The following is a 23,439-nucleotide window of genomic DNA, read 5'->3' as shown; positions in this document are numbered from 1 at the left end:
CTATATATTGGTAAATATTATTGGAGGAATTATTACCATGAATAGTGTATCAAAAAAAATGTCCATATTAGATAGGTATTTAACCTTATGGATTTTCTTAGCAATGGCTGTTGGTATAGGAATCGGTTATCTATTTCCTGGAGTACCAAAAGCAATGGACAATATGTCTTATGGAACAACTAATATTCCTTTAGCAATCGGATTAATATTAATGATGTACCCACCTTTAGCCAAGGTGAAATACAAAGAAATCGGTCGCGTGTTTAAAGACTGGAAAGTGCTATTATTATCTCTATTTCAAAATTGGGTGATTGGTCCTGTTCTAATGTTTATTTTAGCAGTCGTGTTCCTAAAAGATTACCCTGAATATATGGCTGGTTTAATTATGATCGGTTTAGCTCGTTGTATTGCAATGGTTATTGTTTGGAGTGAACTGGCCCAAGGTGATAACGAATATACTGCTGGACTGGTTGCTTTTAACTCAATTTTTCAAATATTTTTCTATCCAATCTTTGCTTATATTTTCTTAACAGTTCTACCTAAAGCGATAGGTTTAGAAGCTCATACGTTAAACATTACAATGGGTGAGATTGCCAAAAGTGTTTTCTTCTATTTAGGTATTCCTTTTATTGCTGGTTTCCTATCTCACCTTGTTCTCACTAAAGTAAAAGGTGAAGAATGGTATGAAACAGTCTTTATCCCTAAAATTAGCCCTATAACTTTAGTAGCTTTACTATTTACAATTGTGACAATGTTCTCTGTAAAAGGAGACAAAATAATTGAATTACCAATGGATGCTATTAGAATAGCCATACCATTGCTTATATATTTTGTTTTTATGTTTTTTGTTTCATTTTTCTTATCTAAGAAAATGGGAACTAGTTATCCAGTAGCCACATCACTTTCATTTACAGCAGCAAGTAATAACTTTGAGTTAGCAATCGCTGTAGCCGTAGGAGTGTTTGGTATCAATTCAGGAGAAGCTTTCGCAGCAGTTATTGGGCCTTTAGTAGAAGTCCCAGTGTTAATAGCATTAGTTAACTTAGCTTTAAAATGGAAAAATAAATATTTTAATCAAAAGGAGTCTATATAATAATGAAAAAAATCTATTTCTTGTGTACAGGTAATTCATGTCGTAGTCAAATTGCAGACGGACTGGCAAAAGCAATCCTAGCGTCTGATGAATGGGAAGTTAAAAGTGCAGGTATAGAAGCACATGGAATTAATCCAAGAGCAGTGAAGATTATGAGTGAAATTGGTATTGATATTAGTCAAAACAAATCTGAAATTATAGACATTGATTATTTAAATGAATCTGATTTAGTGATTACTTTATGTGGAGATGCGTTAGATAATTGTCCAGTAATTCCTAAAACAGTAGAACATCAACATTGGGGGTTAGAAGACCCTGCGAAAGCAACTGGAACAGAAGAAGAAATTATGAATATGTTTAGAGAAACAAGAAATGAAATAAAAAATAGAATCGAAAAACTAGTAATTTAAACCATTGGTTACTGTAGTCAAAATGATGATTTCATAAGTAAAACAACTTGAAAAGATTGAAGTATTAGAAAATTCTGGAAATCAAACAATATATTATCCTAAGAATATTTCTGAAAAATTTCTAAATCATACTTTTATAAATTAAAACCAGAACAATAATTGAATGGTGTAATTCACTATTGTCGAATCAAGGAGATAGAATTTTCTTGAAAAAATTATATACTGTTATATTGGTATCAAGGGCAGTCCGTCAAATGTTCTAATCCCTAAAACAATAAAAATAACAAGTTCTTAAAAATAAAAGTAACAATTTTATGTGGTTTTATCATAAAAAAATGACTTTAAATTCCTCTCGGCATCGCCCATATGCTCAAGTAAGGGTCTCAAATTAAGTGGGATACGCTAAATTTTTCCGTCTGTAAAATTTAGAAGAGATTATCAGACTAGCGAAAGTTATGGCCTGTTATTCGGTAGAGACTTGAGCGAATTTCAAATAGGATAACTATGAGCGTAGATGTTTAGGTGACAATATGTTTGGACGCGGGTTTGACTCCCGCCGCCTCCATTCCTTTAAAATGATAAGACTGTTTAAACCTTGATATATCGATGATATGTCAGAGTTTAGCAGTCTTATTTTTTGTTTTGAATGATGAAAAAACGAACGTACGAAAGATACTTAACTAAATCTTTATAATACAAATTAAATGAACAGATGAATTAAGCAGGATAAGAAGTTCTATTGCTTTTATTTTGCATATTTTAACCCGTTCATCATGATTTTTAAACCATCCAATGTTATACTACGAATAGTTACATGAAATTTTATAGAAAAGGGGTTTTATTATGAATGACGTGATTAAGTTACAATTAAACCATAAAAGTATTAGAAAATTTAAAGATGAACAACTACCTAAAGAGGTCATTGAGACATTAGTTAATGTTGCGCGACATACGGCAACTAGTAATTTTATGCAATCATATAGTATTGTTTGTTTATCATCACAAGAAAAGAAACAAAAGTTGGCTGAAATTTGTAACCAACCATACGTAGCTGAGGCAAGCCACGTTTTTATTTTTGTTGCCGATCAATATCGAAATCGACAAATTGCTGTAGAAAATAGTCAAGAAACTAGTGTGTTACATAACATGGACCGTTTCATGGTAGCAATGACAGATGCTGTTTTAGCAGCACAAAATGTTAACTTGGCCGCTGAAAGTTTAGGACTTGGTACGGTCTTTCTAGGTAGTATTTTAAACGATAATAACAAAACATCAGAATTATTGGAGTTACCAGAGTTAACATTTGCTGTTCTTGGATTGGCAATAGGTTATAAAGACCAAGAGCCACAACTTAAACCACGCTTACCACAAGATATCATGTTTTTTGAAGAATCTTACCAAACGTTTGATAATTATGTTGAGGCGTTAAAAGACTATGATGACGTTGTGACAACTTATTATGATTTGCGTGATGCTAATAAACGGATTGAGTCGTTTACTAATCAGATTACTGCGGCAATGAATCGCAAACCAGAAAAGCGGTTAAAAATTAAATCAGATCTTGAAAAACAAGGGTTTATCATTGATTAAATAAAAGGTGAGTAGAGGGAGGCAGTTGGTTTGGGAAACATAACTGAAGCATATCGTAAAAATGAAGCAATTAAAAAAGGTGTCATCATTATTTTAGCTGGTTTGGCCATTGCTGTTGGACTCAATATGTTCTTAATTCCAGCAGATGTTTTTTCTGTTGGTGTTACTGGTATTTCACAATTAATTTCAGGCGTTTTAACAAATCTATTTAATATAAATATTGGAACAGGTGTTTGGATTTTTATTTTAAATATTCCGATTGCTATATTAGGTTGGATTAAGTTGGGACGCTCAGCAACAATTTTAAGTTTATTAACGGTCGTAGCTGTATCAGTCATGACGATTTTAATTCCGGTTGTGGAAGTGACAGATAATCCATTAATGAATGCTATTGTCGGTGGTGTTTTGAGCGGGTTAGCGATTGGATTAACCATGAAATATGGATTTAGTACTGGTGGTATGGATATAGTCTCACTTGTTCTATCAAAAACAACTGGTAGAACTGTGGGGTCACTAATGTTTATTATTAATTTATTCATCATTAGTGCAGCGGGCTTCTTATTTAGTTGGGAGTCGGCTTTGTATACGATCATTTCTATTTTCTGTACGACACAAGTAGTGGATAAGATTCATACAAGTCATCAAAAAGTGACGGCATTTATTATGACAAACAAACCAGAAGAAGTGATTTCTTCAGTTCAACAATCGATTGTTCGTGGGATGACATTGCTTCCAGGAACAGGTGTTTTTAGTCGTAAAGAAGTAGCTGTTATTATGATGGTTGTTACTCGCTATGAATTATATGATTTAGAGATGGCAGTATACAACGCAGATGATAAATCATTTATCAATATCATTCCAACACAAACTGTTTATGGTCAGTTTTGGAGTGAAGATGATCAAAAGAAAATCAGAGCATCAAGGTTAGAGGGATTATAATCTCTCTTTTTTTATATCCATAATCATTGTTATATCAACATTTATCTGTATTTAATGAGTATATTCGAAAAAAAAAATAAAAAATGCTTGCTTTTTATAAAACTATTCCATATACTTTGATTATCAAATCATTTGATTATCAAACTATTTCGCATTGCTTTTTCTTTTTTTTACCCATATACTTTGATTATCAAACAATTTAAGGAAGAGGCAAGTATATGGATGAGAAAATAACGATTGTCAATTCTCAGTTGGTTAAAGTATTTAATGATATTTTGACAATTGAAGAAACAGAGCTTAAAAAAAGTGATTTTTCTGATTTGTCAATTAAAGAGATGCACACGATTGAAGCGATTGGTATGAGTGGAAAGAAAACAACGGGTGAAGTAGCAAAAGAATTGTCAATAACCGTTGGGACGTTGACTGTGGCAATCAATAATTTGGTGAAAAAGGGTTATGTTGACCGTGTGAGAAGTGAAAGTGATCGTCGTATTGTGAGATTGAAATTAACCAATCGAGGACGTCTGTTTTATCGATTACATCAGCATTTCCATAAAAAAATGGTCGAAGCTGTTTTAGAAGACATGTCTGAAGAAGAAAAGAAAGCTTTAGTCAAAGGACTCAGTAGCTTGCATCATTTTTTAAAAAAATACTATTAAGTAGTGAGGGAGTCAGGGATGCTATACCCTAAGATAACAAAAACTGCTAAGGCACTACCTAAAAAAAGAGTAACAAACCATGATTTAGCTCAGTTTTTAGAAACAAGTGATGAATGGATTACACAACGAACAGGAATTAAAGAACGACGTATTTCTGTTACAGAAAGTGTGGCTTCACTTAGTGTGGAAGTAGCTAAAAAATTAAGTCAAGATATAGATGTTACAACGATTGATTTAATCATTGTGGCAACAATGTCGGCTGACTATTCGACACCATCTGTTGCGTGTGTTGTTCAAGAATCTGTTGGTGCTGTAAATGCCATGTGCTTTGATGTGAATGCAGCGTGTTCTGGATTCGTTTATGCATTATCTATTGCAGAAAAATACTTGAGCCATCCATCATATCAGACGGCTTTAGTGATCGGAACTGATGTGATGAGTCATCTTGTAGATTGGAGTGATCGACAAACTGCGGTATTGTTTGGTGATGGTTCTGGTGGTGTGTTGATTGAGAAAACATCTTCACAACAATCTTTTCTTGCAGAATCTATTCATTCTGATGGTAAAAGACATCAAGCATTGTTTGGTCATGTGATTGCTAGAGATAATCGATTTAGGCAAATAGGTGATACCCATCCTTTTCTAGTAATGAATGGCAAACAAATTTTTGATTTTGCTATGAGAGATGTATCCAAAAATATGCTGGAACTCTTACTAAGTCATTCTATCGCTACTGAAGACATCGACTATGTGTTGGCACATCAAGCAAATTTTCGTATTTTAGAGGCATTGGCAAAAAAAACAAACATATCAAGTGATAAATTTCTATCAAATGTTGATAGATTTGGTAACACATCTGCTGCATCTATTCCATTGTTATTGGATGATGCAGTTAAAACGGGCGTTATACCATTATCAGGAGAGTCTTTGTGCATGTTAACAGGATATGGTGCAGGACTTACCTGGGGAAGTTTACTAATTAAATTATAAAATCATTGGAGGAATTCATTATGACAACTTTTGAAAAAATACAGGAAATTATTGTGGATCAATTAGGAAAAGATGAAGAAGAAGTACAGTTAACGACCAATTTTAGAGAAGAATTAGAAGCAGATAGTTTAGATTTATTCCAAATTTTAAACGATATTGAGGATGCTTTTGAAGAGTACGACGTAAAAATTGAGACAGATGAAGGTCTTGTAACCGTACAAGATTTAGTGGCATTTGTCGATAAGCAAATTGCACAAGCAAAATAAATGATAATAGCATCAGCGATATACAGCTGATAGCTATTTTTTTAAACCAAAAATGAGGTGGATCGATGGAAAAATCAACAATTTGTCAACTTTTAGATATAAAATACCCGATTATTCAAGGTGCGATGGCTTGGGTTGCTGAGGAACAATTAGCCAGTGCAGTGTCAAATGCTGGTGGTTTAGGACTGATAGCATCCGGACACGCACCAAAAGAAGTCATTCATGAAAAAATACACGCGGCAAGAAAATTAACGGATAAAACATTTGGTGTCAATATTATGCTAATGTCCCCTTTCGTTGAAGACATTGTTGATTTAGTGATTGAAGAAAGAGTTAAAGTTATTACAACAGGAGCAGGTTCTCCAGGGAAATACATGAAACGATTTAAAGAGGCTGGAATTATTGTGATACCAGTGGTGGCTTCTGTCGCACAAGCGAAGCGAATGGAAAAAGAAGGCGCTGACGCTGTCGTTGTTGAAGGGATGGAAGGTGGCGGCCACATTGGAAAATCTACCACGATGACATTAGTTCCACAAGTAGTGGATGCGGTTAGTATTCCAGTTATTGCTGCTGGTGGTATTGGTGATGGCCGCGGGGTAGCTGCAGCTTTAATGCTTGGAGCTAAAGCAGTTCAACTAGGAACACGGTTTTTAGTGTCGAAAGAATCGATTGCACATGATAATTTTAAAACGAAGGTTGTTAAGGCAAAAGATATTGATACGGTTGTAACAGGTATGTTAACAGGACATCCTGTCAGAGGACTTCGAAATAAATTAACACAAACCTTTGAAAAAGCAGAGCGATTTGAAGGTGGAAAAGAAAACCCTGATTTTGATCGATTAGAAGATTTGGGTAAAGGTGCACTTAAACGTGCAGTGATAGATGGCGATATAAAAAATAGTTCTATGATGGCTGGACAAATTGCTGGCATGATTAAAACTGATCAACAAACCTGTGAAGAAATAATTTTAGAATTAATGGCTGAAACGTCTGAATGTCTAACAAGTCGTTACAATGAGTGGGTCATAGAAAAGAGGTAGTAAATGACATTAGGATTTATCTTTAGCGGTCAAGGTAGTCAATATAATGGAATGGGACAAGAATTGTACGAAGAATTCCCAACTTTTAAAGAGTATCTTGACTGTGCGAGTGATGTGTTAGGACTAGATATGAAGAATATGATGTTTGAAGACAATTCATTATTACACGAAACCAAATACACACAACCTGCTATTTTAACAATGAGTTGTGCGACGTCTGCGGTGATTAAGCAAGAGTACGATTTATCACCCACAATGGTAGCCGGCTTAAGTTTAGGAGAATATAGTGCATTAGTAGAAAGTGGCGTACTTTCCTTTTCTGACGCGGTATCTTTGGTACACAAACGTGGAGAACTGATGGAGACAGCTGTCCCACAAGGAAAAGGTGCGATGAGTGCTGTAATAGGATTAGATAGAGATATCGTGGAAACGGTGTGTCAGGAAATAAGTTCTGAGAATGCTCTTGTCATCCCGGTGAATTATAATATGCCACAACAAATTGCAATTGCTGGACATAAAGAGGCGGTTTTAATTGCACAAGAAAAGCTAGTAGAAGCTGGAGCAAAAAAAGTGGTGCCGCTAAACGTGAGTGGACCGTTTCATACACCATTACTAAAACAAGCAGCAGAGATATTTTATCAAGAACTACTGAACACAATGTTCTCTCAAAGTAAGCTGCCACTCGTGACAAATGTCACTGGAGACGTATTGAAAGAGACAGATGATATTAGATTAAACTTAAAAAATCAAATGATGTCTCCCGTTTATTGGGAAGAAACAATCCATGCATTTAAAAGAGCATCAATTGATACTTTAATTGAATTAGGACCAGGAAAAACATTGTCCCACTTTGTTCGTGCTACTGATAGTACGATAAACGTACAAAATATAGAGAATATCAAAACGCTTCGTCAACTAGAAAAAAAGTTAATAAAATGGGGGAAGTAAATGTTTAAAGATAAAACAGTCGTTATTACAGGAAGTTCACGCGGTATTGGGAGGCGACTTGCGATTCGTTTTGCTAATGAAGGAGCCAATATTGTCTTAAATGCTAGAAAAGTGATAGATAGTGATTTAATAAGTGAAATCGAGTCATATGGTGTTAAAACACATTGTGTGATTGGTGATGTACAAGAGTTTGAATCAGCCAACCAATTAATCACGGAAGCTAAAGAAGTATTTGGTTCAGTCGATGTCTTGATAAATAATGCGGGAATTACAAAAGATATGCTATTAATGCGTATGTCTGAAGAAATGTTTGATGATGTGATTTCAGTCAACTTGAAAGGGACGTTTAATACCATTCATCATGCTTCTAAAGTGATGTTAAAACAGCGTTCAGGGACTATTATCAATATGTCGAGTGTGATTGGGGAAATTGGGAACATTGGACAAGCAAATTATGCAGCCAGTAAAGCAGGTGTGATTGGTCTAACTAAATCAGCCGCAAAAGAGTTGGCAGCTAGAGGAATCACATGCAACGCTATTGCACCAGGATTTATTGAAACAGATATGACAGATAGTTTGTCTGAAAAAGTCAAAGAGGCGACTTTAGCACATATTCCATTAAAAAAACTAGGCAACACAGACGATATTGCAAATACTGCCATTTTTCTGGCAAGTCAAACATATATTACAGGTCAAGTCATCAATGTAGATGGTGGAATGGTGATGAACGCTTAGGAGGAAAAACATGAAACGAGTGGTAATTACAGGTGTTGGAGCAGTGACACCAATTGGAAATACAGCAGAAGAATTTATCGAAAATGTGTTAAATGGAACAAATGGGATTGCCCCAATTCAAAAGTTTGATGCAACAGAAACAGGAATTCATGTAGCAGCTGAAGTGAAAGAATTTGATCCAACCATATATATGGAAAAAAAGGAAACAAAACGAATGGATATGTTTTCTGTATATGGCATCTCTGCAGCCAAACAAGCAGTGGCAGACAGTCAGATTAATATCGACGAGATAAATGTGGATCGTTTTGGTGTCATGGTCAGCTCTGGTATTGGTGGGATGAAGACGATTGAAGATCAAGTCATTCGTATGCACACAAAAGGGCCAAAACGTGTCGCACCATTTTTCGTCCCGATGGCCATTAGTAACATGGCAGCTGGAAACATTGCAATCAAGGTCGGAGCAAAAGGTATTTGTACGTCTGTTGTAACAGCATGTGCCTCATCTACCAATGCAATTGGTGAAGCGTTTCGAAATATCAAACATGGGTATTCAGATATTATTTTAGCTGGTGGAGCGGAAGCAACGATTTGTGAAATTGGTATTTCTGGTTTTGCTGCTTTGACAGCTTTGAGTGATTCTGATAATCCGGAAAAAGCGTCAATTCCATTTGATAAAGATAGAAATGGTTTTGTCATGGGTGAAGGTAGTGCCATTTTAGTTCTTGAAGAATTGGAACATGCGAAAAAAAGAGGTGCTAAAATTTACGGTGAAATCGTCGGTTACGGCTCCAATTGTGATGCTAATCATATAACTAGCCCAAGTAGTGATGGCTCTGGTGCTGGAAAATGTATGATGTTAGCAATGGAAGAAGCAGGTATTACACCTGAAGAAGTTAGCTATATTAATGCACATGGAACAAGTACACCGACAAATGATAGTGCGGAGACAATGGCCATAAAATATGCTATGAAAGAAGAAGCCTACAATACACCGGTATCAAGTACCAAAAGTATGGTAGGTCATTTATTAGGTGCAGCTGGAGCCGTTGAAGCGTTAGCGTGTTTAGGCGCTTTAATGACTGATACGATTCCACCAACTATTGGTTTAGAAAATCCTGATGAAGCTTGTGACTTAGATTATGTGGCGAAAGAAAAAAGAGAGGCGACTGTCAATTATACATTAAGTAATTCATTAGGATTTGGTGGTCATAATGCCGTCATTGCGATGAAAAAATGGCGAGGTGAGTAAAATGAGTTATGAGTCTATCAAAGAGTTAGTTGATCGATTTGAACATAGCGACATACGTGAAATGAACGTGTCCATTGAAGGGTTATCTCTTTATTTAAGTAAAAATGATAGTAAACAATCTCATGATATTGTTGTCAAAGAACACGATAATCAGGTTAAAGAAGTTAGTGTAAGTGATGTTGAAACAACAGAAGTTTCACCAAAAGTAGAAGATATTTCAGGACAAACGATTAAGTCACCAATTGTTGGAGTTGTTTATACTGCCAGTGAACCTGGTAAGCCAAATTTTGTGTCAGTTGGCGATAGTGTACAGGTGGGAGATACGTTATGTATTATTGAAGCCATGAAAATTATGAATGATGTTGTCAGTGATGTTTCTGGTGTTGTAACGGAAGTTTTCATCACCAATGAAGAGGTTGTTGAGTTTGGACAGCCACTATTTAAGATTTCGTAGGAGGAAGAAAAATGCAATTAAATGTACAAGAAATTATGGAAATTATTCCAAATCGTTACCCGATTATGATGGTTGATAAAGTAGTAGAATTAACACCAGGAAGTTATGTTAAAGCAATAAAAAATGTTACGTACAATGAGCATTTTTTTCCTGGACATTTTCCAGGAGAACCTGTTATGCCAGGAGTATTAATATTAGAAGCTCTTGCTCAAACTGGCTCTATACCTCTATTAAAAAGTGAAGAATTCAAAGGGAAAACTGGTTATTTAGGTGGTATTGATAAAGTAAAGTTCCGCCAAAAAGTTGTACCAGGTGACGTGCTAGTGATGGAGATGGAAATTATTAAACAAAAAGGAAATATTGGCGTTGGAAAAGCAACAGCTAAAGTGGAAGACAAAGTCGTTTGTCAAGCACTCATGACATTTATTATTGGGGCATAATGATATGTTTGATAAAATACTAATAGCTAATCGAGGCGAGATAGCAACTAGAATTATTCGAGCATGTCAAGAACTAGAAATTAAAACCGTTGCTATTTACTCAGAAGCTGATAAAAACGCGTTGCACGTTGCATTAGCTGATGAAGCAATATGTATTGGTTCGTCAAAAGCGAGTGAGTCATACTTAAATATGCATAATGTGTTAAGTGCTGCTATCGTGACAGGTGCGCAAGCTATTCATCCTGGATTTGGTTTTTTAGCGGAAAATAGTTTGTTTGCTGAAATGTGCGAAGAATGTCAGATCACGTTTATTGGGCCAAAATCTAAAACGATTGAAGAGATGGGAAATAAAATCAATGCCCGAAAGATAATGTTAGATGCCAAAGTTCCTGTTATACCAGGTAGTGATGGTGCGGTAGACTCAATCGAAGATGCAATGAAGATAGCAAAAAAAATTGGTTACCCTTTAATGTTAAAAGCAGCTGCTGGTGGTGGTGGAAAAGGGATTAGAAAAGTACTACATGCTAAAGAGTTGCCACATCACTTTTCTTCTGCTCAACAAGAATCCCTTGCTGCATTTGGTAGTGGTGAAATGTATATTGAAAAAATTATTTACCCAGCTAAACATATTGAGGTGCAAATATTAGGTGATCAGTTTGGACATGCCATTCATTTAGGTGAAAGAGATTGCTCACTGCAACGAAATAATCAAAAAGTATTAGAAGAAGCACCAGGTTTTTCTTTATCGGATGATTTACGAACTCGTATTGGCGATACAGCGATTAAGGCGGCAAAGGCTGTGTCTTATGAAAATGCCGGAACCATTGAATTTTTAGTGGATGAAGAAAATAATTTTTATTTTATGGAAATGAACACACGAATTCAAGTCGAACACCCGGTAACTGAAATGATTACGGGAATTGACATCGTAAAATGGCAAATAAAAATAGCGGCCCATCAAAAACTAACATTAACCCAATCAGACGTGTCATTTTCTGGTCATGCCATTGAATGTCGATTAAATGCTGAAAACCCAGCATTTAACTTTGCGCCCTCTCCAGGTAAGATCACGTCATTAATTTTACCATCAGGAGGGATAGGATTACGCGTGGATAGTGCCATGTATCAAGATTATACTATCCCACCGTTTTATGATTCGATGATTGCTAAAATTATTACGCACGGTCAAACGCGAGAAGAGGCCTTACTAAAAATGAAACGAGCGTTACTTGAGTTAGTCGTCGAAGGAGTGACAACAAATCAAATGTTTCAACTAGATTTACTGACTCATCCATTAGTGATTGAGGGAAGTTATGACACGTCATTTTTACAGAAAGAGTTTTTACCAAACTGGTCACAAGACTAATACGTCAAAAGGAGGATAGATATGGGATTGTTTAAAAAAAGAGACTATATACGTATCACTCCCTTAAATAAATCGGTTCAAGAAAGTGACAAACCTCATGTGCCAGATGGTGTGTGGGAAAAATGTCCGAGTTGTCAAAAGCCTTTGCACCGAAAAGAATTAGGTCAAGAAAGAACTTGTCAGCATTGTGGTTACTGTTTTAGATTAGGTGCTTATAATCGTCTTGATATGATGATGGATGAAGGAACATTTCAAGAGATGTTTACCGATATACCCTTTAAGAATCAAATTAATTTTCCAGATTATGATGAAAAAATAAAAGACGTCCGAGAAAAGACTGGATTAGATGAGGCTGTAGTAACAGGGATTGGCTATATGAACAATCATAAAGTTGCGATTGGTGTGATGGATAGTCAATTTATTATGGGGAGCATGAGCCATATAGTTGGTGAAAAAATTACGCGACTCGTTGAACTAGCCACTGAAAAAAAACTCCCTGTTATTTTGTTTACAGCATCAGGTGGTGCTAGAATGCAGGAAGGGATTATTTCTTTAATGCAAATGGCTAAAATATCTGGAGCTATAAAAAGACATAGTGAAAGTGGTTTATTATATATCACAGTTTTGACCGATCCCACAACAGGAGGTGTCACGGCAAGTTTTGCTATGCAAGGAGATATTATTTTAGCTGAACCACAAGCATTGATAGGGTTTGCCGGACGTCGTGTGATTGAGCAAACCATACGTCAAACGTTACCAGATGATTTTCAGCGAGCAGAATTTTTATTAGAGCATGGGTTTATTGATAAGATTGTGACACGTAAAGAAATGAAATCTACGTTGTCTACCCTTCTGTTACTTCATAATGGAGGTGAAGGAGATGACTAAATATACGGCAAATGACATTGTGCAACTAGCTAGAGATAGCAAACGACTTACGACGAAAGAAATAATCGATGGTGTCACGGAAGAGTTTATTGAGCTTCATGGCGATCGTTATTATGGAGATGATAAAGCTGTAGTTGGTGGGATTGGACTAATTAACTCGATACCTGTAACGATTATTGGTATTCAAAAGGGACAAACGTTAGAAGAAAATGTTAAAACGAGATTTGGCTCTCCAACACCAGAAGGATATCGAAAAGCGTTGAGATTGATGAAACAGGCAGAGAAGTTTCATCGACCGATTATTACTTTAGTCAATACACCAGGAGCATTTTGTGGTGTAGAAGCCGAAGAACGTGGCGAAGGTGAGGCGATTGCAAAAAATTTGTATGAGATGAGCCAACTCTCTGTCCCAATTCTTTCTATTTTGACAGGTGAAGGGGGAAGTGGTGGTGCACTTGCATTAGCTGTAGCAAATGATGTTTGGATATTGGAACATAGTATTTACTCAATTCTCTCACCTGAAGGATTTGCTTCAATTTTATGGAAAGATAGTTCTAGAAGTTCAGAGGCAGCAGAAATTATGAAGTTGACAGCTTTTGAATTAAAGGAATTACATGTTGTTGATAAGGTAATATCTGAGACATGTGGCAATGATACGTTATCTAAAAAAGACATTATCAAGAATCTTAAAAAGACTATTATTGATCAGTTGAATGATTATCAGACAATGTCGGTAGATGAGTTGAAAAATCAACGATATAATCGGTTTAGAAAATATTAAATTTTTGTGAGCATTAGCTAAGTCGTTTACAAACACTCATTTCTCAGTTAATATAAAAGTGAGTTTATATTGAGGGGGTAGAATGAAAATGAGTGAGTCAAAATGGACTGAAGAAGAACTAAATGAAGTAAAAGAAGATATTCTTGCTGCACTAGAGACGGTCATTGACCCTGAATTGGGAATCGATATTGTTAATTTAGGATTGGTCTACGAAGTGAATTTGGATGAAGAAGGTTATTGCGAAGTTAAAATGACGTTGACTACGATGGGATGCCCATTAGCAGACGTTATCACAGAACAAATTCACGATGCATTAAGTGATATAGATGAAATCAAAAAATTAGAAGTAAAACTCGTTTGGTATCCAGCGTGGACGACTGATCGTATGAGCAGATATGCCAGAATATCTTTAGGGATTAGATAAGGCTGATATAGCAAGGGTTTTGAAGGTGTTTCAATTAGGATTTGATGAGTGAAATGCTCACTTAGTATGGTATCCAAGATGAATTTCTCATAGTTTGGATTACTGACTAAAAGAGTCAAATTTTGAATGATTCCCAAATTAAAGTGACAAGAATTAATAAGCTCTTTCGTTAATTAATATGTTAGCGAAGGAGTTTTTTTGTTATGGAAAGATTGTTATTAAAGGATTTAGTAGAGGAGTTGGTATTTAGTGATAGGACAAGAGGATTGTCTCCAAAGACGATAAAAAAACATGGGAAACTTTGAGTTTATTTCTGAAATTTTTAGGGGAAAAAATATTGACTCACTAGGTATGGTTACCATATCTCATGTACGCGATTTTTTGATTAAAAATATTGAAGAAGGAAAAGCAGAATCTTACGTAAATAGCCATTTACGTAACATTAGAACATTTTTTAGGTATTGTGTAGATGAGAATTACATGAGAGAAAAAGAAATTGCATGTTGGTATGTAAAGTGGGTAAAAGAAAGACAAGTTGTTATCAATAGATTCTCTGATGATGAGGTAAAACAGATGTTAAAACTCAAAAACCTTCACTAATGTAAAACGTAAGGATAAGTTCCATCTAGGGCTTCAGACGAAGTTTACAAATGAAAGAAATTACTTACTGTTACTGATATTAGTTGATACTGGTCTCAGAATAAGTGAGATTATGAATCTTAAACAGTATCATATTGAAGAATATCAAATTAAGGTGGAGAATGGTAAAGGAAAGAAAGGTAGAGTGGTTCATTGTTATCTAACAGTTCTTCTAAGAGATATTGATAAATACGTCGATTTTAGTTTTATTTATCAACTTGTTGAGGATAAATATGATCAGTCTAATGGACGACCTAGTTTAGATCCAGTTATGTTAATCAAACTTCCCTTGATACAATACTTATACGGAATTAAGAGCATGAGACAAAGGATTAAAGAAGTCGAAGTAAATATGGCTTACAGATAGTTTTTAGGTTTAGATATCCAAGACTCAGTCCCTCACTTTTCAACTTTTGGTAAAAATTACTCAAGAAGATTTAAAGGAACAGATATCTTTGAACAAATTTTTTATGGTATTTTAGCGTAGTGTATAGAAGTTCATTTAGTTGATACGTCTGAGATATTTATTGATGGGACTCGTATCAAAGCACATGCAAATAATAAAAAGTATGAAAGCAAAGAATTAACTGAAGACACATTATTTTATGTAAAATCACTTTAAAAAGAAGTTGAAATCGATAGAGAAAAACAATTAAAAAAGTCCTTAAAAAGAAAAGAAAAAAGTGAGACAAATACAAAGGTTAAAAAAATTAGTAAAAATGATGCTGACAGTGGCTGGTTTCATAAAGGAGAACATAAACAAGTCTTTGCCTATGCCACACAAGTGGCATGTGATAAAAACGGATGGGTTTTAGGATATACAACGCATCCAGGTAATCAACATGATAGTCGTACTTTTATCTCTATTTACAATAAATTAAAAAGTTATTTCACTCTGAATAAATTAGTGATGGATGCAGGCTACAAGACACCAGGTATTGCTCATTTGTTATTTCAAGATAACTTAACACCTATTTTTCCATATAAGAGACCTAGAGGGCTCTATTTTTTTGTCTATTTTTAATTATTTACCTAAATTAATCATAGGATATAAAAAAGACAACCCAATTACTCTTAATGAGTAATTAGTTTGTCTTCATTCTGAGCACAATTTTATTAGATTGTGCTTTTTTATTTTATAATAACGAATAAATTTTTAGAGTTAATTTAAGCAAACTACTTTTCAAAGTGTTGAAAATGAGTTATATTTGACTGGTCAACTATTGATTAATCATATATGAAAGGAGTAATAGATGAATTTAAGAAAACTTAGCAAACTATTTTATCAACTTAAACTTGCCAATCAAGAAATGACTACTAAATTTGAAAAAGAAACAGGATTTAGTATTACACGTTATGAATTAATGTTATTTCTGAAAGAGAATGGACAGTGTTCGCAAACAAATTTGCAACATGAGTTGAAAATAGATAGTGCTGCGGTCACTAGACATTTAAAGATTTTAGAAGAAAAAAATTATGTTATACGTGAAAGAAACAAAAATAATAATCGAGAAGTTGTTGTTAGAATTACAGAGAATGCAACAAAAGAACTGGAACATTGTGAAAGAGAATTTGGTCATCCAAATAAAACGATGATGTCGCCATTGAATGAGGAAGAAGAAAATACTCTACTAAATTTATTAACAAAATTAGTGAAATAAATATAGGGAATTGGCTTGGCGAATGAAGGAGAGGACAGAACGGAAAGCAAGAACAACTTTTTTGAATGAAATACAAAAACCTGTACTGTCTGAGAATAGTATAATAATCAAAGTTCATTCAGCAAGTTTGAATCCAATTGATTACAGAATTCGCAATGGTGATGCAAAATTTGTTTTGCGTTATTCAATACGCTTGATACTAGGGCATGATTTTCAGGCGTTATAGAAGCCGTGGGTTCAAAAATCACAAAATTTAGAGTAGATGATTCTGTATACGGAAGAACACCGATGACAGGGGCTTTCCAAGAATACGTTGTTGTTGGTGAAAATGATATAGCAAAAGCACCAAAAAATCGTTCTCTTGTTGAATCAGCTTCAGTTCCGCTTGCGGGATTAACTGCCTATCAAGGATTGTTTGACTGGCTTCAACTAAAGGAAAAACAATCTATTTTAATTCTTGGTGGATCAGGTGGAGTAGGTCACATAGTCACATAGCTATTCAATTTGCTCTTTTAACCGATACAAAGGTTTATAAGACGGCAAGTAAGGAATGAAAAGCTTTTTTACAACAATTTGGAAGTATTGAATTTATTGACTATCATAAAGAAAATTTTTATGAAGTGCTGCCTCCAGTAGATGTTGTTTTTGACATGAGAGGTGAAGAATGAACTAACGCATTCATTTGATGTTGTGAAAATCGGAGGAAAAATTGCCTCTATCACGAGTATTCATACGCCATCTTATACCAAATCAGCTATGAAAGAAATAAGCAGCGGACGTGTGAAAGGGAAAATTGTAGTTGATTTTACGAATAAAAAGATAAATGAGTAGAATGAAGACTCATAAAAAGCGTAATAGCATAAATTGGTTTTTAAAAAAATTGTAAAAATGAAATGGAAGAGGAAAGAATATGTCAAAAAATTTGGTAAACAATGATTTTTCAGAAATTATATTTGGAAGAAAATCTGTTCGTGGATATGATGAAACAGTAAAAATATCTCATGAAGAAATGCTTGAAATGATTCAAGAAGCAACGACTGCACCATCATCAGTTAATATGCAACCTTGGCGTTTTGTCGTTGTTGAGAGTGATGAACAAAAATCTAAACTAAAACCATTAATTCGTTTCAATACAAAGCAAAATGATACTTCCTCAGCAATGGTTTTGATTTTTGGTGACATGCAATGCTATGAATTAGGGGAAGATATTTACAACCAAGCAGTTGAAGAAGGTAAAATGCCAGCTGAAGTAAGAGACCAACAATTGGCTGCAATTATTCCATATTACAAAAATTTTACTAAAGAACAAATGAATGATGTAGTAAAAATTGATTCAAGTTTAGTTGCGATGCAATTCATGCTCATTGCTCGGGCACATGGATATGAAACGAATCCAATTGGAGGATTCGAGTCTGATCAGTTAGCAGAAGCTTTTGGGTTAGATAAAGAGAGATATGTACCAGTAATGATTTTATCTATCGGAAAAGAGAAAGAAGCTGGATATACTTCTGTTCGATTGGCTGCTGAAAAAATCACTGAATTTAAATGAGAGGAGGGAGAAAAATGAAAATTATACAAGCAAATTTTTATGTAAAAAATGATAAAAGAGAGGATTTTTTAGCGGATATAGTACCTTTAATTGCTTCTACACGATTGGAAGAAGGTTGCTTGCTATATGATTTATATGAATCAGTGGAAAAGAAAAATCAATTTGTGATGATTGAACATTGGAAAAACCAAGAATCAATTGATAAACATAACCAAAATCCACTATTAATAAACTTATTTGGAAAAATGTCAGAATATGCTGAGAAGAAAACAGAATTAATTATCACAGAAAATGAGGAATAGAGATGTCTATAATTTCAACTGTTTTAATCGTATTTGTTGCTTTGGAATTTTTCTATATCATGTATCTAGAGACTTTTGCAACTACATCAGGTGTAACGAGTAGAGTTTTTAATATGACAAAAGAAGAATTGAAAAGAAATTCTGTAAGTACCTTATTTAAAAATCAAGGGGTATATAATGGTCTAATTGGTGTAGGATTGTTGTATAGTGTATTTTTATCAAAGACTTCACTTGAAATTAGTCGGGTATTATTAGTTTATATAATTTTAGTTGCTTTATATGGTAGTTTAACAAGTGATAAAAAGATTATTTTAACACAAGGTGGTTTAGCCATTCTAGCACTTGTTTCAACCTTCTTTTAAAGAGAAAACGACAATCAATTAAGGTTGAGGTTTTTGCGGCTCTATGTCAAATCGTGTTGATGGACAATAATATTGATGAAAAAGTCTCAAAAATGAAATAGAATTAATTGAAGTGAGGGAAGACATTCTCTCGCTTTTTTATTTAACCTGAAAAACTTGATTTTGAATCAAAAAGATACGTCGTTTGAATAGTAAAAAGTTTCGATAGCCATAGGCCACACGTTTAATCACTTTAATTTTATTATTAATGCCTTCTAAGAAACCATTTGAATAGGAGTATTTAAAGACATTCATGACTCCTTGGGAGAACTTACCAAATATCTTGAATTTGTCTTTAACATACTTTGGTAATTCAACAGGTATCTTTGAACATCACTCTAAAAATAAGACATAATCGTTGGTTCTATAAGCATACTTCAATTCTTGGATAAAATGATACGCTTTTGTTAATAGAGAACTATAAGAAAGTAACTCATCTACACAAAGAGCCGTGGGCAAGAAATTAAAATTCGGTTGCTGATGATTCGTAAATGATACTAACACACGTTTAACAGTATTTTCAGAGACACTGTGGCATGCTGCGATTTTTTTACGTGATCGATTCTCTTTTAAGTCAAACGCAATTTAGTATTTAAGTTGTTTAGAAATGTGACAATAGTCATCTACTAGAGAAGTAGAAGCACTGAAAGTTGATCCACAGTTTCTACAAAGGTAACGTTCTCTGTGAAGTTTCAGATAAGTTTGGCGACGTTCAACTGCAGGCAATTGACTATTTGATGCGTTCCGTTTTTAACGGATTGATAACATCCACATTTCTGGCATTGCTTATCTTTATTCACTAATCGACCTGTCATCATGTTAAATGAGCGGTTGTTTCTCGCTTCACGAGACAACCAATTCTCATTCAAAATAAGAGAATCATCTGTTGAATTGAGTAGTTTTCTTGTATTATTATCTATAGGGTCATTCTCCTTTGGAATGTTAGTTATAGACGACTTAATTTTACCAATAAGAATACCCCTTTTTCTATGCCCAAAATAAAAAAACGCATTGATAGAATTTAATCTATCAATACGATTTAGTGTACAGCCTCTTTTATTATGATAGTACAAACTCGGCAAAATAAAATCATGAACTAGTCAAATCTCTTCATCTTTACAAGCCAGCATGTTTAGTTAGAATGCTTTATGTAGTGTTCTAAAATTTGTACGGCATTTGTTGCAGCACCTTTTCTTACTTGGTCGCCACAACACCACAGAGTTAAGACTGATTGATTACCGACTTTACTTTTTCTGATACGCCCAACATAAACTAAATCTTGGTTAGATGTATCAAGTGGCATTGGGTAACCTTGGTTGTCTAAATTATCGACTAACTTCACGCCGTCAGTTTCGCTGATGATTTGACGTGCTTCTTCAACGCTCAAATCATTATCTAAGAAAAGAGTGATCGCTTCGGAGTGCGAACGAACGACAGGAACACGCACACATGTACATGTTACATCAAGTGTTGGATGATGGAGGATTTTACGTCCTTCATTTTGTAATTTCATTTCTTCGCTTGAATGCCCTTCAGCATTAAATCCACCAATTTGCGGAATTAAATTATAGGCAATCTGATAAGGGAAGACATGAGGAGTCACACTTTTTCCTTCAGAAATATCAACGACTTGAGTTTCAAGTTCTTCAATCCCTTGTTTACCAGCACCTGAAACAGCTTGGTAAGTTGACACAATCATTGAATTGATAGTTGCTTTTTTGTGTAGTTGGGCAATGGCAACAAGTGCAATAATTGTTGAACAGTTAGGGTTTGCAATGATCCCTTGATTGGTATAAATATCATCAGGATTCACTTCTGGTACAACTAAAGGTACGTCTTCATCTAGTCGATAAATACTTGAATTATCAATAATTAAACAACCTTGTTTTTTGGCTTCAGGCAGGTAGATACGAGCAATATCGTCATCTAACGCACATAAGACAACATCAATTCCTTCAAAACAGTCTGTTGTTAATGTTTCGATTACTAATTCTTTGTCACCAAACGCAACTTTTTGTCCAGTACTTCGTTTAGAGGCAAATAATCTTAATTCTTTAATGGGAATCTGGCGTTCTAACAGAGAATTTAACATCTCTTTTCCAACTTCGCCAGTGGCTCCTAAAATTGCTACAGTTAACTCGCTCATAAACTATCGTCTCCTTCAAATTCATAATAGATTGTTTGAATCGTGGTATTATAATCTTCGTTTTTAACACCAATAATAATGGTTAATTCATCACTTGTTTGGGAAATAAGTGAGATATTAATCTGTTGCTCTCCAAGAGCGCTAAACAAACGCCCACTCATGCCTGTTTTGTTTTTCATAAAACGAGACACAATCGCAATAAGGGCGAAATCGTGAATGACACTGACTTTATCAGCTTGTGTACTCGCTTTTAAATCAGAGATAACTTCATAATAAAATGGTTTTAATTTTGCTGTTTCAACCACTAAAGAAAATGAATCCACACCAGTTGGGATATGCTCGACAATAATACGGTATTTTTCCATACATTCGAGTGCTTTTCGAATGGTTCCAAAGTCATTTGACATGTGGGATTTAACAACCGTAATAATCGAGAAATCTTTCTTCCCTGTAATCCCAGTAATCGCTTGACGTTTTTCTTGCTCGTCTTCAGCTGTGATAACTGTTCCACGATTTTGTGGGTCATTCGTATTTAATATGTGAATAGGAATCCCTTTTTGTCTAACAGGGTTAACTGCTTCCTCATGGATAACATTAGCTCCCATATAAGCTAATTCACGTAATTCTTCATAGGTAATGGTTTCAATTTGTTTTGGATTGTTCACGATTCTTGGATCGGCTTTTAAAATACCAGAAACATCTGTCCAGTTTTCATAACACACAGCGTCCATGACATTTGCTAGGAAACTTCCCGTAATATCACTTCCGCCACGAGACATCAAGTGAATAGATTTATCAGGATACGCCCCGTAAAAACCAGGTACGACGATTTTATCAGATTCTTTAATAAGATTTTGAATGGCTTTGCATGAGCGTTTTTCATCAATTTGGCCATTTGGTTTAAAGATGATAATGTCCTTTGCATCAACAAACTTAAATCCCAAATAATTGCTTAATAATTTAGCTGTTAAGTATTCCCCACGACTGACAAGATAGTCAATGTCAATTGAATCAGAAAGTTTTTGATACAAAAAATCTAAGTCTTCAGAAATCGTTGACTCAAGATCTAATTCATCTTCAATACGAGTTAATTTGTCGCGAATCATTTGAAATAAATCATCAAATGGCATTCCGTAACGTTTATGCTCATAGCATAGGTAAAGTAAATCGGTCATTTTGTGGTCGTCAGATTGTTCTTTCCCACTGGCACTTGTGACCACAACAGTACGGGTTGGGTCACTATCAATAATATTTTTAACTTTTTTAAATTGAGTGGCATTCGCAACACTGCTTCCGCCAAATTTTGTTACTTTAATCATGCCAATCCTCCTGAGTAATCACTCTTACAATCAGAGAATCATTTAATTGTGTTTGTTTTTTGATGTCAGCTAATGTAATAGGATGAGTAATGAAATAATCACCATCTTTTTCTTTAATTAGCGCATCATCAATTGTTTCGTTTGTTCGAATAAAGAATGTATAGCGATTTATTTTTTTTTCAATTATATCATTATTTTCAACGTTGTCAGTATCAATATAAGAAATATTTTTTGAAATATCTAAAATATCTTGTACAACGGCATTAGCGGTTGGTAATTTACCTGCACCTTGTCCGTAGAATTTTAATGTTCCAATTGTTTTTCCTTCAAGACTAGCGATATTATTGTTACTTGGAATCGTCGCTTCTGTAAATGTTTCTGGTACAGCATGTAACGAGATAACCCCTTCGTCATGCGTAATTTCACCGATGTATTTTACAATATGGCCTTTTTGTTTGAAGTAATGAATATCGCCTTTTGTGATTTGTCTCATTGAGTGAACAAAGAAATCATCTGGATCGAGTTTTTTATTGAATGCTTTTCTAGCTGAAATAATTAATTTATTTAACACATCAAAGCCATCAATATCTGCACTTGGGTCAGATTCTGCGTAACCTAAATCTTGGGCTTCTTTTAATACATCATCAAAATCTTGGTCTTCTTTTAACATGGTATCTAAGATAAAGTTTGATGTGCCATTTAAAACACCATAGCATTTTGAAATAGCATCGATTCTTGAAGCTAATTCCACGTTTTTAATCCATGGAATCCCACCACCAACACTTGCTTCAAAGTTAAGTGACACACCATTTTCTTTTGCTAAATCAGTTAATGCGTCATAATGTCTTGCGATAACGGCTTTATTTGCAGTGACCACATGTTTTTTACTTTTTAACATGCGAGAGATTAAATCAAACGGCACATCAATGCCACCTAATACCTCGACAACCAGTTCAATGTCTTTATCGTTTATAATGTCTTCAATATTAGAACAAAATTTTGGAATGTCAATTGTGTCATTTGGACGACACCATACTTTTTCCACGCTAAATTTTTTTGCTAAATTTTTTTGCTGTAAAATTTCATAAACACCTGAACCAACTGTTCCAAAACCAAGGATTGCAATTTTCATAATAAGTCCTCCTGTAAA

The 23,439-nt window shown here is 34.6% G+C and carries 28 protein-coding genes, 1 other RNA gene and 2 pseudogenes; 27 read left to right on the top strand and 4 right to left on the bottom strand.

Annotation, left to right across the window (positions count from 1 at the left end; translation table 11 throughout):
• Window positions 1-37 precede the first annotated feature (37 nt).
• From arsB to BHY08_RS05885, 27 genes and pseudogenes are all read left to right on the top strand, one after another.
• Window positions 38-1,093, top strand: a complete 1,056-nt coding sequence (gene arsB, locus BHY08_RS06000) for an ACR3 family arsenite efflux transporter (protein ID WP_071457017.1) — start codon at window positions 38-40, stop codon at window positions 1,091-1,093.
• 2 nt (window positions 1,094-1,095) lie between these two features.
• A complete protein-coding gene (arsC, locus tag BHY08_RS05995; RefSeq protein ID WP_071457016.1) occupies window positions 1,096-1,503 on the top strand; it encodes an arsenate reductase (thioredoxin) in 408 nt (135 codons plus the stop codon).
• A 221-nt stretch (window positions 1,504-1,724) separates the two neighbouring features.
• Window positions 1,725-2,061: a transfer-messenger RNA gene (gene ssrA / locus BHY08_RS11505) on the top strand.
• A gap of 285 nt (window positions 2,062-2,346) precedes the next feature.
• Window positions 2,347-3,093: an NADPH-dependent oxidoreductase gene (locus tag BHY08_RS05990; RefSeq protein WP_071457015.1), complete on the top strand. Its 747-nt coding sequence runs from the start codon at window positions 2,347-2,349 to the stop codon at window positions 3,091-3,093.
• Window positions 3,094-3,123: 30 nt separating this feature from the next.
• A complete protein-coding gene (locus BHY08_RS05985) occupies window positions 3,124-4,032 on the top strand; it encodes a YitT family protein (RefSeq protein WP_071457014.1) in 909 nt (302 codons plus the stop codon).
• A 218-nt stretch (window positions 4,033-4,250) separates the two neighbouring features.
• The gene (gene fabT / locus BHY08_RS05980; RefSeq protein WP_071457013.1) at window positions 4,251-4,691 is read left to right on the top strand and encodes a fatty acid biosynthesis transcriptional regulator FabT; all 441 of its coding nucleotides are present in this window, start codon (window positions 4,251-4,253) and stop codon (window positions 4,689-4,691) included.
• Between the two features lie 18 nt (window positions 4,692-4,709).
• Window positions 4,710-5,681 carry a beta-ketoacyl-ACP synthase III gene (locus BHY08_RS05975; RefSeq protein WP_071457012.1) on the top strand — a complete coding sequence of 324 codons (972 nt, stop codon included), beginning with the start codon at window positions 4,710-4,712 and terminating at the stop codon, window positions 5,679-5,681.
• Window positions 5,682-5,701: 20 nt separating this feature from the next.
• Complete coding sequence (locus BHY08_RS05970; protein WP_071457011.1) at window positions 5,702-5,947, top strand: acyl carrier protein; 246 nt, start codon at window positions 5,702-5,704, stop codon at window positions 5,945-5,947.
• Between the two features lie 65 nt (window positions 5,948-6,012).
• Window positions 6,013-6,987, top strand: a complete 975-nt coding sequence (fabK, locus tag BHY08_RS05965; RefSeq protein WP_071457010.1) for an enoyl-[acyl-carrier-protein] reductase FabK — start codon at window positions 6,013-6,015, stop codon at window positions 6,985-6,987.
• 3 nt (window positions 6,988-6,990) lie between these two features.
• The gene (gene fabD, locus BHY08_RS05960; protein WP_071457009.1) at window positions 6,991-7,935 is read left to right on the top strand and encodes an ACP S-malonyltransferase; all 945 of its coding nucleotides are present in this window, start codon (window positions 6,991-6,993) and stop codon (window positions 7,933-7,935) included.
• Complete coding sequence (gene fabG / locus BHY08_RS05955; protein WP_071457008.1) at window positions 7,936-8,670, top strand: 3-oxoacyl-[acyl-carrier-protein] reductase; 735 nt, start codon at window positions 7,936-7,938, stop codon at window positions 8,668-8,670. It begins immediately after the preceding gene.
• A 10-nt stretch (window positions 8,671-8,680) separates the two neighbouring features.
• The gene (gene fabF, locus BHY08_RS05950; RefSeq protein WP_071457007.1) at window positions 8,681-9,919 is read left to right on the top strand and encodes a beta-ketoacyl-ACP synthase II; all 1,239 of its coding nucleotides are present in this window, start codon (window positions 8,681-8,683) and stop codon (window positions 9,917-9,919) included.
• A gap of 1 nt (window position 9,920) precedes the next feature.
• On the top strand, window positions 9,921-10,373 hold the full coding sequence (accB, locus tag BHY08_RS05945) for an acetyl-CoA carboxylase biotin carboxyl carrier protein (RefSeq protein WP_071457006.1): 453 nt from the start codon (window positions 9,921-9,923) through the stop codon (window positions 10,371-10,373).
• A gap of 11 nt (window positions 10,374-10,384) precedes the next feature.
• Entirely contained in the window at window positions 10,385-10,813 is a 429-nt protein-coding gene (gene fabZ / locus BHY08_RS05940) for a 3-hydroxyacyl-ACP dehydratase FabZ (protein ID WP_071457005.1), read from the top strand.
• Between the two features lie 4 nt (window positions 10,814-10,817).
• Window positions 10,818-12,179: an acetyl-CoA carboxylase biotin carboxylase subunit gene (gene accC / locus BHY08_RS05935; protein ID WP_071457004.1), complete on the top strand. Its 1,362-nt coding sequence runs from the start codon at window positions 10,818-10,820 to the stop codon at window positions 12,177-12,179.
• Between the two features lie 21 nt (window positions 12,180-12,200).
• Entirely contained in the window at window positions 12,201-13,067 is an 867-nt protein-coding gene (accD, locus tag BHY08_RS05930) for an acetyl-CoA carboxylase, carboxyltransferase subunit beta (protein WP_071457003.1), read from the top strand.
• Entirely contained in the window at window positions 13,060-13,848 is a 789-nt protein-coding gene (locus BHY08_RS05925; protein ID WP_071457002.1) for an acetyl-CoA carboxylase carboxyltransferase subunit alpha, read from the top strand. The genes accD and BHY08_RS05925 overlap by 8 nt, the downstream gene beginning before the upstream one ends.
• An 82-nt stretch (window positions 13,849-13,930) precedes the next feature.
• Window positions 13,931-14,272: a metal-sulfur cluster assembly factor gene (locus tag BHY08_RS05920; RefSeq protein ID WP_071457001.1), complete on the top strand. Its 342-nt coding sequence runs from the start codon at window positions 13,931-13,933 to the stop codon at window positions 14,270-14,272.
• Window positions 14,273-14,563: 291 nt separating this feature from the next.
• Entirely contained in the window at window positions 14,564-14,872 is a 309-nt protein-coding gene (locus tag BHY08_RS05915; protein WP_071457000.1) for a hypothetical protein, read from the top strand.
• Between the two features lie 67 nt (window positions 14,873-14,939).
• A pseudogene (locus BHY08_RS11460) lies at window positions 14,940-15,008 on the top strand (hypothetical protein); the annotation flags it as partial.
• Between the two features lie 72 nt (window positions 15,009-15,080).
• Window positions 15,081-15,905, top strand: a pseudogene (locus tag BHY08_RS05910) (transposase); the annotation flags it as partial.
• A 259-nt stretch (window positions 15,906-16,164) separates the two neighbouring features.
• Window positions 16,165-16,572, top strand: a complete 408-nt coding sequence (locus BHY08_RS05905; protein ID WP_071456999.1) for a MarR family winged helix-turn-helix transcriptional regulator — start codon at window positions 16,165-16,167, stop codon at window positions 16,570-16,572.
• 288 nt (window positions 16,573-16,860) lie between these two features.
• Window positions 16,861-17,067, top strand: coding sequence for an MDR/zinc-dependent alcohol dehydrogenase-like family protein (locus BHY08_RS05900; protein ID WP_157093638.1), 207 nt, complete (start codon window positions 16,861-16,863; stop codon window positions 17,065-17,067).
• Window positions 17,068-17,229: 162 nt separating this feature from the next.
• Complete coding sequence (locus tag BHY08_RS10965; RefSeq protein ID WP_157093637.1) at window positions 17,230-17,403, top strand: hypothetical protein; 174 nt, start codon at window positions 17,230-17,232, stop codon at window positions 17,401-17,403.
• A 79-nt stretch (window positions 17,404-17,482) separates the two neighbouring features.
• Window positions 17,483-18,121 carry a nitroreductase family protein gene (locus BHY08_RS05895; protein WP_071456997.1) on the top strand — a complete coding sequence of 213 codons (639 nt, stop codon included), beginning with the start codon at window positions 17,483-17,485 and terminating at the stop codon, window positions 18,119-18,121.
• Window positions 18,122-18,135: 14 nt separating this feature from the next.
• On the top strand, window positions 18,136-18,423 hold the full coding sequence (locus BHY08_RS05890) for a putative quinol monooxygenase (RefSeq protein ID WP_071456996.1): 288 nt from the start codon (window positions 18,136-18,138) through the stop codon (window positions 18,421-18,423).
• Window positions 18,424-18,425: 2 nt separating this feature from the next.
• A complete protein-coding gene (locus BHY08_RS05885; RefSeq protein WP_071456995.1) occupies window positions 18,426-18,785 on the top strand; it encodes a DUF1304 domain-containing protein in 360 nt (119 codons plus the stop codon).
• Window positions 18,786-18,923: 138 nt separating this feature from the next.
• Here BHY08_RS05885 and BHY08_RS11355 read toward each other — a convergent pair whose 3' ends face one another.
• The 4 genes from BHY08_RS11355 to BHY08_RS05865 form a co-directional block, all read right to left on the bottom strand.
• Window positions 18,924-19,148, bottom strand: coding sequence for a transposase (locus BHY08_RS11355; RefSeq protein ID WP_276325595.1), 225 nt, complete (start codon window positions 19,146-19,148; stop codon window positions 18,924-18,926).
• An 808-nt stretch (window positions 19,149-19,956) separates the two neighbouring features.
• Window positions 19,957-20,970 carry an aspartate-semialdehyde dehydrogenase gene (locus BHY08_RS05875; protein WP_071456993.1) on the bottom strand — a complete coding sequence of 338 codons (1,014 nt, stop codon included), beginning with the start codon at window positions 20,968-20,970 and terminating at the stop codon, window positions 19,957-19,959.
• The gene (locus BHY08_RS05870; RefSeq protein WP_071456992.1) at window positions 20,967-22,289 is read right to left on the bottom strand and encodes an aspartate kinase; all 1,323 of its coding nucleotides are present in this window, start codon (window positions 22,287-22,289) and stop codon (window positions 20,967-20,969) included. The genes BHY08_RS05875 and BHY08_RS05870 overlap by 4 nt, the downstream gene beginning before the upstream one ends.
• Complete coding sequence (locus tag BHY08_RS05865) at window positions 22,282-23,421, bottom strand: homoserine dehydrogenase (protein ID WP_071456991.1); 1,140 nt, start codon at window positions 23,419-23,421, stop codon at window positions 22,282-22,284. Before BHY08_RS05865 ends, BHY08_RS05870 begins: the two co-directional genes overlap by 8 nt.
• Between the last annotated feature and the right edge of the window lie 18 nt (window positions 23,422-23,439).

The organism is Vagococcus teuberi, from assembly GCF_001870205.1.
Lineage (GTDB): Bacteria > Bacillota > Bacilli > Lactobacillales > Vagococcaceae > Vagococcus > Vagococcus teuberi.
Note: the sequence above shows the minus strand (reverse complement) of the source record. Positions and strands in the feature narration are given on the sequence as shown.

Coding starts and splice junctions, on each gene's coding strand:
- arsB (WP_071457017.1), top strand. CDS start 38: ATGAATAGTGTATCAAAAAAAATGTCCATATTAGATAGGTATTTAACC.
- arsC (WP_071457016.1), top strand. CDS start 1,096: ATGAAAAAAATCTATTTCTTGTGTACAGGTAATTCATGTCGTAGTCAA.
- BHY08_RS05990 (WP_071457015.1), top strand. CDS start 2,347: ATGAATGACGTGATTAAGTTACAATTAAACCATAAAAGTATTAGAAAA.
- fabT (WP_071457013.1), top strand. CDS start 4,251: ATGGATGAGAAAATAACGATTGTCAATTCTCAGTTGGTTAAAGTATTT.
- BHY08_RS05975 (WP_071457012.1), top strand. CDS start 4,710: ATGCTATACCCTAAGATAACAAAAACTGCTAAGGCACTACCTAAAAAA.
- BHY08_RS05970 (WP_071457011.1), top strand. CDS start 5,702: ATGACAACTTTTGAAAAAATACAGGAAATTATTGTGGATCAATTAGGA.
- fabK (WP_071457010.1), top strand. CDS start 6,013: ATGGAAAAATCAACAATTTGTCAACTTTTAGATATAAAATACCCGATT.
- fabD (WP_071457009.1), top strand. CDS start 6,991: ATGACATTAGGATTTATCTTTAGCGGTCAAGGTAGTCAATATAATGGA.
- fabG (WP_071457008.1), top strand. CDS start 7,936: ATGTTTAAAGATAAAACAGTCGTTATTACAGGAAGTTCACGCGGTATT.
- fabF (WP_071457007.1), top strand. CDS start 8,681: ATGAAACGAGTGGTAATTACAGGTGTTGGAGCAGTGACACCAATTGGA.
- accB (WP_071457006.1), top strand. CDS start 9,921: ATGAGTTATGAGTCTATCAAAGAGTTAGTTGATCGATTTGAACATAGC.
- fabZ (WP_071457005.1), top strand. CDS start 10,385: ATGCAATTAAATGTACAAGAAATTATGGAAATTATTCCAAATCGTTAC.
- accC (WP_071457004.1), top strand. CDS start 10,818: ATGTTTGATAAAATACTAATAGCTAATCGAGGCGAGATAGCAACTAGA.
- accD (WP_071457003.1), top strand. CDS start 12,201: ATGGGATTGTTTAAAAAAAGAGACTATATACGTATCACTCCCTTAAAT.
- BHY08_RS05925 (WP_071457002.1), top strand. CDS start 13,060: ATGACTAAATATACGGCAAATGACATTGTGCAACTAGCTAGAGATAGC.
- BHY08_RS05920 (WP_071457001.1), top strand. CDS start 13,931: ATGAAAATGAGTGAGTCAAAATGGACTGAAGAAGAACTAAATGAAGTA.
- BHY08_RS05915 (WP_071457000.1), top strand. CDS start 14,564: ATGGGAAACTTTGAGTTTATTTCTGAAATTTTTAGGGGAAAAAATATT.
- BHY08_RS05905 (WP_071456999.1), top strand. CDS start 16,165: ATGAATTTAAGAAAACTTAGCAAACTATTTTATCAACTTAAACTTGCC.
- BHY08_RS05900 (WP_157093638.1), top strand. CDS start 16,861: ATGACAGGGGCTTTCCAAGAATACGTTGTTGTTGGTGAAAATGATATA.
- BHY08_RS05895 (WP_071456997.1), top strand. CDS start 17,483: ATGTCAAAAAATTTGGTAAACAATGATTTTTCAGAAATTATATTTGGA.
- BHY08_RS05890 (WP_071456996.1), top strand. CDS start 18,136: ATGAAAATTATACAAGCAAATTTTTATGTAAAAAATGATAAAAGAGAG.
- BHY08_RS05885 (WP_071456995.1), top strand. CDS start 18,426: ATGTCTATAATTTCAACTGTTTTAATCGTATTTGTTGCTTTGGAATTT.
- BHY08_RS05875 (WP_071456993.1), bottom strand. CDS start 20,970: ATGAGCGAGTTAACTGTAGCAATTTTAGGAGCCACTGGCGAAGTTGGA.
- BHY08_RS05870 (WP_071456992.1), bottom strand. CDS start 22,289: ATGATTAAAGTAACAAAATTTGGCGGAAGCAGTGTTGCGAATGCCACT.
- BHY08_RS05865 (WP_071456991.1), bottom strand. CDS start 23,421: ATGAAAATTGCAATCCTTGGTTTTGGAACAGTTGGTTCAGGTGTTTAT.